This is a genomic window from Sphingobacterium sp. GW821-FHT03E03, assembly GCF_059420745.1.
The window spans coordinates 1-13118 of the sequence record NZ_JBWKUH010000041.1 but is presented as its reverse complement, the minus strand read 5'-3'; the positions used below and the strand labels follow the sequence as shown (position 1 = coordinate 13118).

The following is a 13118-nucleotide window of genomic DNA, read 5'->3' as shown; positions in this document are numbered from 1 at the left end:
CAACATGAGAAAGAAATTTTTATATCTATTTATATTGGGAGCATCCCTAGGTTTGGGCTCCTGCGGAAAGGACTTCCTAAATATTACTCAGATTGACAAATTAACGGGAAATAATTACTGGACCAGACAAGCAGATGTCGATCAGTATATGGGCGGGATCTATTCTACTTTCAGAGAAGCAACCATGACGAATATCTTTTTTCCGGCATCAGGCGACTTGCGTTGTGCTCCTACAAATCGGACAAGTGCAACATCAGGGGCTGGAAGGGATTATATTTCATTGTTGAGACAGAATGATTTGAATGCGATTATGTCTAGAAGTAGTGAGGACGTGAGTAATAATTTTGCCTATTTCAGATTTCCTAGGATCACTCAATGGAATAACTTCTATAAGATGGTTCAAAATGCGAACATTGTCATCTACCAATTAGAAAATAAAGATATGCCATTCCTTAGTGAGGATATGAAAAAAACCTATAAGGCAGAGGCTATTTTCCTACGTTCCTTAGCTTATTTTTTCATGGTGCGTTTGTATGGTGATGTCCCTTATTATACGGATGTAAATACGAACCCCTTACCACGGACAAATATGTTCACAGTATTAAAGAACCTTTCGGCCGATTTGGATGCCACCTATAAAGATCTGCCTTGGACCTACGATGATCCTTCCGTTGTTGCTGTGAAAGCGATGCGCGGTGCTGCCATGACACTTAATATGCATATTAATATGTGGATCGCAGGACTAGGAACGGATGATAAAACAGTGCTTTATCAGAAAGTTGCCGATTTAGGAAAAGAGTTAATGGAAGAAAATGGCGGAGCTTATGCTTTGTTGGATCTCAGCAAAACAAAAGAGATCTTTAAAGGCAGGACAAAAGAAGGCTTATTTGAGATTGTGCAAAACTTCAACTATGGCGAAAGTTTTCACTTGTCGGCTTCTTATTCGGATTATGTGCTCCATGCGCCAAATAAAGTGACAACCAAGTCCTATATCTATTACGATCCAAAATTTATGGAAAAGATGTATCCATCAACTGAAGACGATCAGCGTAAAGTATATTGGTTTGATAAAGATATCTATGCGACAAATGGAGATTTTCAATGTCTAAAATTTTCGAACGTATTTATGGAAGAGGGGGAAGATAATAATCCAGATGATAATCAAATGGTATTCCGCTATCCTGACCCAATTTTATTACGAGCCGAAGCTTTGGCGGAATTAGGCAAAGATGAAGAAGCGCGAACGGTTGTCAATGTCATTCGTACACGTGCTAAAGCGGCTCCTATTCGGGAAAGTGGCGATGATTTGAAAGATGCTATTTGGTGGGAGCGCGTCAGAGAACTCTTAGGGGAAGCAAACTTCTTTTATGATTTGGTGCGCACCAAGAAAGTGATCAATTCAGAATACACAAGTGCTCCCATGTCGGTTTCAGCCTTTAACTCGGGTGGTTGGACTTGGCCAATTGATAAGTCTGCCCGGACTAATAACCCTTATATGCAATTAAATAATTACTGGAACTAAAGGAATAGATCATGAAAAAGATTTGGAAGTATACTTTTTTACTGTTGATGGCAGTTTCGCTGTTTTCGGCTTGTAAAAAAGAAGATTATATCGATACGGGTGTTCATGAAGCGAAGTTTAATGGTACGATCTGGAATTATCTGGAATCCAGACCCGATTTGTTTGACACCCTAATGGTTGCATTGAAAGTTGCTAAATTGGATGCTGTACTCAAAAATGATGAAGTAACCTTCTTTGCCCCCCCTGATCCTTGTATCTTAAAGTCAGTGTGGTTGTTGAATCAGACATTATTCCGTTCAGGTCAGGATTCCATTACCAAACTAGAGCAAATTAGACCGGAAGTTTGGAGAAAATACTTGTCCAGATATATTTTTAAAGGTAAGAACGTAGCCAAAGATTATCGTCAGATCGATACACTAAACTTGGCCGCATTTCCTGGTGGCGTATATAAAAACCTAGCTGGTGGCGACATGAATATTGGAGTGCTCTATAATGATGTTGTCAGTAAGAATGAAAGTTCCGGGGGGACACAGGTCATAAAATATGCGGGTTATCGTCAACTTTATTTGAATTTTCCATATTCCTTTAGTGTGCCTGATGAGATTAAGGATTTTTTTGTCCCTTATATTACAGCACCGGTAGCAACATCGGATATTCAACCGACCAATGGTGTATTACATGTGCTGCAATTTTCGAAACATTCCTTTGGATTTCAGAATTACGAATTTGCAGATGAGGCTTACTTGTTGGGTGTGCTCCCCAAATAACGATCTGATATTAATATGAAAAGAAATTTAATAACCAAAATAGCTGTCCTGATTGTAGCATTAATCGCATGTGCTGCTTGTAGCAAGGATATCGTAACCGGAACAGATCCGTACGCAGGAGGTAAAGAACCACTGGGAGTCGGATTTTATATTAACTATCCAGAACCAGGGACGGCCAAACCTGGTGAATTGGTGGATTTTTATGTGAAAGGCCTGAAAGGAAAATTAGATCAGATTAACTTCTTTGTCAATAATACGACGGTAGAGGTAGTCTCGGCGAAAGATTCACTTGTCACGATTAAAATACCAGCGCAGATTACCTCCGGAAATGCCAAAATCGTTGTGGGTGAAGAAATCTTTTATGGCCCACGGCTGGAAATTGAGGGGAATACTTCCGTAGACGAAAACTATGGCATGGTAAACGGATTCCGAGGTGGAGTATACGATATCCTACCGAATGCGGGTGGTTTTATTGTGGCAGGGTCTTTTTATAACTTCGAAAATGAAGCAATTACGCTAAATGTTCCAGAAAGTCAAAAGGTCTACCGCAATGGGGTACATTTTATTGATGCAAATGGCAAGACCAGTGCTAATATGAATTTTGGACAGGGGACATTCGGTGGCGGTTTTGTGCGATCTATTGCGAAGACGAGTAATGGTAAATTTATCTTTGCCGGTGCTCTGGGAACTTTTGCAAAACGAGCGGTAAATAACATTGTCCGTATCAATAATGATGGTAAGATTGACTCAATGATTGTAGAAGTGATCAATCCGGGTAATGATCCGAAAAATTCATTGGATACGGTGTCTGCCTTTAATGGCGGCGTAAATAATATGATTATTCGAACTTTTACTGTAGCGGATAACAAGGTGATTGCGGTAGGTAACTTTACATCCCACTATAGGATTGATTACGACTATTCTTCCCGTGATTCCCGTAGATATATTATCTCGACCGCGAAGAGTATAATTCGCATGAAAGAGGATGGTTCACTGGATTCTACGTTTGCGCTGAATAACTCCGGTGCCAATGGACAGATTACGGATGCAGCCATGATTGATAATGAACGTGTTGTCATCGTCGGTGCATTTACCACTTACAATGGCAAGGCAGCCAACGGAATTGCCTGTATCAAATCAGACGGTTCATTGGATGAGACCTTTACCTTAAAAGGAAATATTACCCGATTATTGAAGGTAAGCTATAACAGTACCTTGAAAAAATTAGCTGTTTCGGGCATATTTACAGGTGCTGGTGCTTCAGGCAAGGTAAATAATATTGCCTTGATGAATATGGATGGAACAGTTGATGAGACTTTCATTTTGAAGGATATTGGTACTGGAATTATTAATTATGCACAGATATTGAATAACGGACAAGTCATTATTGACGGAACGCAAGAAAGCTATGCTGGTGTGCCAAGAGCCAATTTATTGATCTTGGAAAAAAATGGCGAATTACTGCAAAAATATAATTCATTGGGACCATTCACTGGCGATCTTGCTAAGGTTGTCGAGACGAAATCCTCTTTAGGGGAACCTGCATTGTTGCTTGGAGGAAATATTCTCCAATTCGGACAAAAGACAGTAGGAAACTTTTTCCGTTTGGAAATCAAGAATTAACCCAATAAATGAAACTGGTTATGATTAAGTATTTAAAAACTTTGAAACATATTTCTCTAGCACTTGGTACCTTAATGGTATTGGGCGCTTGTAATAAAGATTTTCCGAACTTGTTGCAGAACTTCAATGAGGCAAAGGATAGTCCCGAAAGTCGTGATAAGGTGTTATTGGTTATCGTTGATGGGCTTTCAGGCCCTGCCATGCAGGAGATTGCCCCAACGAATATTGATTTGATGACACGAAATGGCCTAGTTACCTATGGTAGTTTAGCTGATCCAACAACCGATTTTGAGGTAACCAATCAATCGGTTACAGCCTCGTTGCTGACGGGTGTTAATAGTGCTAAAAATAAGGTAGTCGGTACGGATTTGAGCCCGATTGACTTGAATAAGTATCCGACGATTTTCACGAAGTTGAAACAAAACGCGACAAGCCGTAAATCGAGCCTTTTCACCTCCGATACAAAATATGGTGCTGCCCTGGGTAAAGATGCCGAAGTTAAGGTGGAAAGTAATGATGTTGCGGTAGTCGCTGCCGGCACATCGTCGTTGGTAAATACCGAATCGGATTTAAATGTCATCCATTTGACGGAGGTTGATAAAGCAGGGAAATCCTCAGCTTATACCGCCGAGGATACAAAATATGTCGCTGCGGTAAATGTACTGGACAAACAAGTTCAATCCTTATGGGAAGCAGTTAAGAAAAGAGCGAGCTTCAATACAGAAAACTGGATTGTGATCATTACTTCCGCTCAGGGGGGGATATCTACGGATCCGGTGACCGATTTTACACCTTATGGGGATAGTAAAAGAGATACGTATACGTTATTCTACTCGCCAAAGTTTGCGCGGAAAATTGTTCCAAGACCCAATTCTAAAGATATTCCTTTTGTTGCAAATGCGACGAGATTTACCTACTCTGGCAATGGCAAAGTAACGGGAAGTGTCGCCGATGCAACATTGTTTAATATTACACCTGGGACGGATTGGACTATTACCTTCTTTGCGAAGCACAATGAACCGAATAGTACTTATAATTATGCAACATTTCTAGCCAAGCGATTGAAGGGGTTTCAAGATGCGGGATGGAATATCTTTTCCGAAAACGGAGGATGGGGCTTTAATAGCCAAAGTAATGATCAGACTTTTGGCAATTATATCAATGACGGTGAATGGCATGCACTCACGGTAGTCATCCATGGTAGTGGTGCACAAGATTCCATCTTTGCCTATACCGATGGTACGAAGAATGCGATCTCAGGAAAAGTATCCCGTAATCGGCTAGCAAATGCAAATTTGAGTAACAATGTCTCACTGACTTATGGTTATACTGAAAGAGATGGTAATTCGTTAAATTTATCAATGTGTAATTTACAAGTCTATAACAGGGCATTTAGTTATGAGGAAGTAGTGAAATATGGTGGTGTCACACATATAGATGAAAGTTTTCCCTTTTGGAATAATTTGCAAGCATATTGGCCTGGTTACGATGATGTAAATACATCAATTTTAACGGAGAAAACGGGTAAAGGTGCTGGTAATATTAAACTGACAGGTCCGGTTTCCTGGACAAGTTTCAATGAATTGGTACCGTTTTTTCAACCTCCGATTGAGGAATCGTTTTATCATCTAGTACCGAATGCCGTTGATATTCCATTTATGATTTATCAATGGTTGGGTGTATCAGTAGAATCGTCATGGAATTTGGATGGTAAAAGCTGGACACCAAATTATACACAGATTAGAAAATAACCAAATTTTGACCTAATGAGAAAGAGATATTTAGTTTTTGGATTATTTGTTGGGTTGATGGCTTTCGCCTCCTCCTGCAGTAAATATGGTATTGAGTTTCCAGATGGTTATCAATCTGGAGATTCTACGGAAACTCCACTACAATCGGATACAACGATGGGTAAAGCTGATAAAAGCTTGTATCATAGGGCTCGGATATATCCCGGTTTGGTGGGGGAAAATGTGACACGTGTTAAGGATACCACGATTTCTATGTTAATGAATAGAAAGTATGTGTCATCTTTTGATTATAAAGTCAGCGTAACACCTGCGCCAATTTATACCACAGGATTATATGCTCCCGCAGGAGAGGTAATTCGGATTACAGTACCTGCTGGTGCCATTGGTATGACAGTACAGATAGGTGTACATACAGATAATATAACAGGTAAAGATGCTCCACGTCGGGATCCTATTCTGTACACTAGAAAGGAATTATTTCCGGGGACAAACTACATTAAAAATTTGTACGGTGGAACCATATGGATTATTAATCAGAAAGCAAGCACAACTCCGGTTAATATTAAAGTAGCAGGTGCTGTTAAGTCCACTGACTTTATTTTAGGGAAGTCCACTGTGGCCGATTGGAAAAAACAGGTCTTGTCGCAGGATGTGCCTTGGATGGATCTTATCGGGGAGCGTGTTGCCTTCTCCGTTCCGCGTTCACTGGTTGTTAAATTCATCCAGTCGGGAAAAATGGATCAGGTGGATGAAGCGCTGCGTTTGTGGGACGAGACGTATGTCAAAGATTATTACAATTGGATGGGATTGTCTGCAGATGCGGCCGATCCAATGAATCGCTATCCAGAATTTTGGGAAAGGGGAGTGATGGATATTCATCCTTCATTGGGCTATGCGCATAGTGGTAGCCCATGGGTTATGCAAGAGGATGAATATTGGCTGGATGAACTGACAAATCCGAACACGATTAGAAAAGGAACTTCATGGGGATCGTACCATGAAGTCGGGCACAATTACCAAGCGAGCTGGGCCTGGAGCTGGTCTGATTTAGTGGAGACGACAAACAATCTGTTTATTTTTAATGCTGCGCGAAACCGTGGCAATACTTCTCGCATAGATTTCCATCCGGCATTGAAGACATCGATTCCTGCGGCATTAAAATTTGCTGCGTTGACTTCGGCGAAGAATTTTTCCAATTTCCCTGAAGAATTGGGTATCGATGCTGATGACCCTTTTGCACGATTAACGCCATTTCTTCAGATTTTTGATAAAACAAAGGGTAAAAATGGTGAATCAGGTTGGGATTTTTTTCCTTATATCTATAGTAAGGCGAGGAATGAAAATTTTTCCAATTCTTTGGATCAAGGAAAACGGGATTACTTCTATCGCCAGCTATGTAATTTTACAGGCAAGGATTTCAATCGCTTTTTTATTGCTTGGGGAATTCCGGTAAGTAGCTCGGCTAAACGTGAAATGCGTGAGAAATATCCACCAATGGATCGCGCGATTTGGGAGTACAATCCATTGACATTTACAGGGGGCGAGGGCGTATTGCAACCGCGTTATTTCTTACCTAGCGGTTTGTTTGAATTTACGTCCAATGTTGCGACAGCAACCAACGAAAGTACCGGTAAGTTTAGTGCGATGACGGATGGTGATCCAAATACCTATTGGCATACTTGCTGGTCTGGCTGTTCTATCCCGACGACTTTACCTGTGGAATTAACCATGAATATGAAGGAAGTCAATGTCTTTAAAGGCTTTTATTACAAAAATAGAGCAAATGCGACCTTCGCGACTAAGGTTAAAGTTTTTATTAGTAAGGATAACAAAAACTGGACTGATATGGGTCAATATGTGTTGGGTAGCGCTTCCCAAACAACGGCTCAGAATGCAGCAATGAAAGAGTTTACTTTTTCGAACCTCGTGGAGGCGCAGTACGTGAAATTTGTGTTCCCTGATCCAAATACTGGCGGAGCAGTACACGTGGCGATTGCCGAATTAGGGGTGTTTTACGATATATAAACTTAAGTTATGAAAAGATTATTCAATATAAAGAAAGCCTTAGTTCTTGTCGTTATCGCGGCGTCTTTGTTGGTTGGTTGTACAAAGTACGCTAATCCACCTGCCATGTATGAAGACTATGAGCAGAATTTGCAACAACCGGTTAAACGGAAGGTGCTTTTTATCTCCATTGATGGGTTGGTAGGACAGGAATTAAAAAAGAGCGTGCCGAGTAATATTTCAGAATTACTCAAGACAAGTAAGTATACGTTTAATGCTCTTGCTGATGAGAATACCAGCAACCCATCTTCTTGGATGACCATGATGAGTGGAGTGACATACTCCAACCATCATATTATCGATGAGTCTTATATTCCAAGACCAAATGAAGATGATCCACATGAAAATGTCGCCGGTTATCCGTCTATGTTGTATCGTATCGCTACCGTAGCTCCATCGACGAAGACAACAGTAGTCTCACGATCGGTTACCTTGAATGACAAGCTCCTTGTTAGTGCGAATGAAACATATAACGGAGCTACTGATGAAGACGTCAAGAAGAAGGTGCTAGACTTGTTTAATACCAAGAACAGCGACTTTATGATTGTACAATTTACATCTTTATTGGATGCAGGAGAAAAGGGTGGCTTTACAGTGAGCAATAACGATTATGCAAATGCTTTAAAGAAAGTCGACGGCTATATCGGCGAAATAGCTAAAGGATTGGCTGCTCGCAAAAACTATCAAAATGAAGATTGGTTAGTGATTTTAACATCAAATCATGGTGGAATTGGGAATTCTTATGGAGGAGGAACTCTACAGGAACGAAATACCTTTGCCATTTTTCAGAATAAAAACTTTAAAGGCGCTGAATTGACAGGTAAACCTATGAGTTATGTCAGGATGTGGGGATACGATGGTACTGGAAATAAACCGCTTGGTGTAAGAGCAGTAAGTGATAATTTGGGGAATTCAAGCGACTATGATTTGGCGACCACAAAGGAATTGACAATTTCTGCACGGTTCAGGTTTAATTTGAACAACACGATTATTTCATCAACCTACCAACCAAATACCTATAACTATTGGTACTCAGGTATCTTCGGTAAAGATTCGAATACCTCGCTAGGTACCCCGGGGTGGATGTACTTTACTTGGGGAAATGATTTGCAAGTGAAGATCAGTGATGGTGTTAAGGAGGCCACTTGCCAAACAGCGAAAGTCAATGGCGAATGGTATACGATGACCACAGTCATCAAAGCGATCGGAAATGACCAAGTAAATATCAAGATTTATAACAATGGTACATTAGCCCAAGAAACGACTACGTCTGGAATGAATGTGGCCAATATCAAAACAAATGATCCCTTGATTTTTGGGTATAGACCAAGTATATCGTACGATTTGGTCGATTTTGATATGTCTAATGTATCGATCTTTAATAAAGCATTTACCCAAGATGAAATCCGTAACTCGTTATGTTCCGCGGAAGAATTGACGAAGTCTCCTTTTGCCAATAACCTGAAAGGGTATTGGAAGATGTCACCTGCAGAGGGCGGTTCGATTCAGAATGAGGTAGCAGGCAAAAGTGCCATGGGACTTAGTGGGGATTTCCAATCTAGAATGACCTCCGAAGTAGTACCTTGTGATTTGGGTGACAATGCGGTATTTATTCAGGCAGCAGACTTTTTCCCACAAATTTTTTATTGGTTGGAAGTGCGGACATTAAAAGATTGGCAATTGGAAGGGCAGGTGTTTTTAAATAAATACGAAGTAGAGTTCCTCTTGCCAAAGCAATAAGAAAATAGATTATAAACTAAGCTCCATCGTACTGGTGGAATAAACGTTATTTAAAGATGAAAAGGAATTTTAAAATGAGCTGGGCATTTAATGTCATTTTAGGAGCTTTTTTGCTAAGTATGGGGAGTTGTAAAGAAGAGGAACTTATCTTTCCGAAGCAAGGGGATCAAGAGGCCATTGTGACGGAGACACGTCCAACAGCAAGACCCACAAATTTGACTTTTGTATCGGCTTTTAACCAAAAATTAGAAATACATTGGCCTGCTTTATCCGATCGCGTCGTTAAAGCAGAGATTCGCTATACCGAGGGAGCTGAGGAGAAAGTGATTACGGTGAGCAAATTTGATGAGCCGACAGTTATCACTCTCAAAGATTATAAGGATTATACGGTTACAGTTCAATATTTCACTTCGGACGGAACAGCATCAAAATTAAGTAAGGCTTCATTGAAGCCCGGACCTTATGAAGCGGCCTATAAACTTACTGAACTTACGTTGGAACCCGTTCCAGGAGGAATAAAATTTGTATTCCCTAAAACTTCAGATCGAGCCATTACAACAAAAATTAGCTATGAACTTGATGGGAAAGAGATCGTTCGAACCTTTGATTCGAATAAAGAGAGTGAGGTCGTTATCTCGAATCTGACAGACGAATCCAAGGAATTAGCTTTCAAGATCTTAACTATGGATGAAGAATTGAAAGTAGCAATTGTGGACGAGCGGAAGCAAGCGCCCGGAGTATTAGCTTATAAAGGAATAATAAAAACAATGGTTGCCTTTATGGATGGAAATAATGGGGGGCTGGCTTGGACAAATTCGGCCAAGGATCCGGCTACCATTATCGTGAGCTACCAATTGAATGGCGTGGCGAAAACTGTACGGATAGATAACAACACAGATGTCGAAAAAAGATTATTATTCGACATTCAGGGTAAGCCTACAGTTTTTACTTTTACAGTAGAAACGGATGGCCTGACCTCGCGCTTGCAATATGCTGAAGCAAAAGGACCCACATTGTTGAGTAGATCGAGCTGGTCTGCGGAGGTATCTTCGACCGAATCCAATGAGGGGGCGGCAAATGGGAAAGCGAGCTCGTTGATTGATGATAATATCGGGACATATTGGCATTCAACCTGGTCTTCGTCAAATAATCCGGTCTACCCACATTGGTTTATAGTTGATTTGGGGAAAGTGGAAAATTTTGCGCAGTTTGGAATGATACGGCGACATAATAATAATACAGGTGGTTTTAAAACATTCAATATTGAAACGTCATTGGACAAAGCGAGTTGGACTATGGTTGGTAAAGATCTATTTTTTGATTCGGCTGGTCCAGCAGTCTGGCATGATTATAATGTATCGATGGTTAAAGCCAGGTATGTCCGTATAACTATGACGGCGCCGATGAGTTCTACTGCGACATCAACGCATTTGGCGGAATTTAGAGCTGCGGGATATGCCCCGATAGTGCTTAAATAATTCGTTTTTAATCTAGAAAAGGAAAGACAACCCGGCTAATCCTTATACCGGGATAAGATGTCTGATTTGAATTTCCCCAGCGAGTGAATGACTTTCTGGGGATTTTTTTGGCTCTTCCGATGAGTAACAGAAGGATTCTAATCCAACAAGTATTTCGATGGGATCCTAAAACCATAAGCTAAGTGAATCGTATTCCTACTTTTCTGGGCGTTCAGATCTTGGACTATTGAAGATACAGCGATAGTAAACAAGCTGACCGGTGTTGCAGACACCTTAGATAGTAATACAGAATCCTTTGGCCTTACTGTTGTTGAAAAATTTGATCTGCTTGGATGCCGCAGTACTATCTATTGAAACAAATGGATCCCAATAGAGCGTCATGCGATTATCCTCCAGAATTTGTTCTTTATCAGTCTCTTCGGAGTAGTCGCGTTGTGTGAACTGCTTGATAGGCATATAACCCAATATGGTCTGTTCATATAGGTATTTACCAAAATCTCGATCTTTTTCTGATGGTGCTAGTTCGAAAATTAAGACTGCTGCGGCTCCGTTTGCAGGCGGAAATGAGCGATAACATTATCGGTAGGAATGTAATAATCTCTGTCGGTGTGGATATAAATGCTGCGATTTTGCGCATTTAAGTATAACGCAGCAAATAGGGTAATGATGGTGAGTAAAACAGGACGCATCGTTTTCAAATTTTAGATTACTGATTTTTTTGATAGCGCTTTTTATATTCTTATTGTATCTTATTTGAAACCGAATTTTCGAGGGAAATAGGTTAAAGTCAATATAAAGTATTGCGTTAAATTATTGCGATAGCCCTGTGTAAATTCGGTAAGTCCATTACTAATATATAACCCTTTATTCTCCTTGAGTAAATCATAGGCGGATAATTTTAGTTCTAGATTATTTCCCGGGAGTAAACGATATGTTGTATTCATGTTCCAGATGAAAGCATGATCTTTGTAATTGTTAGAGGAGGATAACCGACTTGTACCGTTACTATTTAGTTGCCAGCGTTTCGACAATGAATAGCTCATACTTATTCCCGAAGTCCAATAATTGGATACATAGTCATTGTTTTTTTTGGATAGTTTATTGCGCCGCGCATAATTGCTCAAAATCGACAACATGGCTAATAAGAGAATTATGGCCCTCATATTTCTTTAAGTTTATTGGTTAGGTTAAAATAAGTAATTAATTGGTTATAAAAAAATAGATAAAGAAATCAGTTTTTTGCGTAAAATACTCTAGGGATAATGTTTGTTTTTTCTAATAAAAAAGGAATCTACCTCAGTATTTTATGTGTTTGGATAGGGGGCTATAGGGGTTGTATTCCTGGGCGAGGATCTAAGCACCTAGTTTTAGCCGTTAATCTAATTGTATATTATTTATTAATGGCTTTCTATGCACAGTTTAAAGCTACTGGATTTTGAGTGCGACAGATAGTGCGACAGATTATACTGCTTGTGAATTCCAATTTTTGATCGCTTGTTCCTTCATATTACCGAGTTTTGGTTTAATAGAATGCTAGTTCAGCTCTCGTTCCTGGCTGGAAAGGCTTCTTAGCAGCCAATCTCAAAGATATTTCTGCAACTTATTAACGTTTTCTGGCGCCTGGCGCAAATTCGACTTCGGCAGTAATACCCGCGGTTACCTATTATATTGGTAATAGTATAGCTGTTCTATTTATTCGCTTTTATTTAGCTCTTCTTTAAGCTAGATTTTAACTGGTATTAAGCTAGCTATTAGCTAGGTATAATTTAGCTTATACCTAAGCAAAACCTAACTAAAACCTAGGTAAAGCTTATACTAAAGTAAAAGTTGATCAAAGTTTACAGTAAGCTAATCCCTGGACCAAAATTACAGAACCGGGAGTCCTCCGTAAATTCCAAACTGAACCAAGTGCAGATACTGGTAGACGGTTTTGTTGCTTTTCCTATAACTACAGGCCGGATGCTGGATACTGCAAGCCCTGCCATCCTCTGTTCCTTTGGTTTCGGGTTTCAATTACATCCTATCTCTATTATATATATAGATATATCTAGGGCATTAAACGCTAGGCTGCGCTGTTGTTCTCTGTTTCGTTGCGTTTTCATTGCCTGATCCCGCTATTTGCCCCATTTTGGCGGCTGGATCAGCTATTCTACAAAAACAATCCACCAAGTTC

The 13118-nt window shown here is 40.1% G+C and carries 9 protein-coding genes; 7 read left to right on the top strand and 2 right to left on the bottom strand.

Annotation, left to right across the window (positions count from 1 at the left end):
• The first annotated feature begins 4 nt into the window (after positions 1-4).
• Genes AC07UV_RS24590 through AC07UV_RS24560 form a run of 7 tightly spaced genes read left to right on the top strand, consistent with a single transcriptional unit; the run spans position 5 to position 10945 of the window.
• Complete coding sequence (locus AC07UV_RS24590; protein ID WP_495185670.1) at positions 5-1522, top strand: RagB/SusD family nutrient uptake outer membrane protein; 1518 nt, start codon at positions 5-7, stop codon at positions 1520-1522.
• A gap of 11 nt (positions 1523-1533) precedes the next feature.
• Positions 1534-2289 (top strand): fasciclin domain-containing protein, encoded by a 756-nt coding sequence (locus AC07UV_RS24585; protein ID WP_495185669.1) that lies wholly within the window; start codon positions 1534-1536, stop codon positions 2287-2289.
• Between the two features lie 15 nt (positions 2290-2304).
• Positions 2305-3912 carry a DUF5008 domain-containing protein gene (locus AC07UV_RS24580; protein WP_495185668.1) on the top strand — a complete coding sequence of 536 codons (1608 nt, stop codon included), beginning with the start codon at positions 2305-2307 and terminating at the stop codon, positions 3910-3912.
• 20 nt (positions 3913-3932) lie between these two features.
• On the top strand, positions 3933-5663 hold the full coding sequence (locus AC07UV_RS24575) for a DUF4983 domain-containing protein (RefSeq protein ID WP_495185667.1): 1731 nt from the start codon (positions 3933-3935) through the stop codon (positions 5661-5663).
• Positions 5664-5678: 15 nt separating this feature from the next.
• On the top strand, positions 5679-7688 hold the full coding sequence (locus AC07UV_RS24570; RefSeq protein WP_495185666.1) for a M60 family metallopeptidase: 2010 nt from the start codon (positions 5679-5681) through the stop codon (positions 7686-7688).
• Positions 7689-7697: 9 nt separating this feature from the next.
• Positions 7698-9467: an alkaline phosphatase family protein gene (locus tag AC07UV_RS24565; protein WP_495185665.1), complete on the top strand. Its 1770-nt coding sequence runs from the start codon at positions 7698-7700 to the stop codon at positions 9465-9467.
• Between the two features lie 56 nt (positions 9468-9523).
• Entirely contained in the window at positions 9524-10945 is a 1422-nt protein-coding gene (locus AC07UV_RS24560) for a discoidin domain-containing protein (protein ID WP_495185664.1), read from the top strand.
• A 273-nt stretch (positions 10946-11218) separates the two neighbouring features.
• On the opposite strand, the gene AC07UV_RS24555 is transcribed toward AC07UV_RS24560, so the two are convergent.
• Positions 11219-11401, bottom strand: coding sequence for a hypothetical protein (locus AC07UV_RS24555; protein ID WP_495185663.1), 183 nt, complete (start codon positions 11399-11401; stop codon positions 11219-11221).
• 293 nt (positions 11402-11694) lie between these two features.
• A complete protein-coding gene (locus AC07UV_RS24550; protein ID WP_495185662.1) occupies positions 11695-12108 on the bottom strand; it encodes a hypothetical protein in 414 nt (137 codons plus the stop codon).
• Positions 12109-13118 lie beyond the last annotated feature (1010 nt).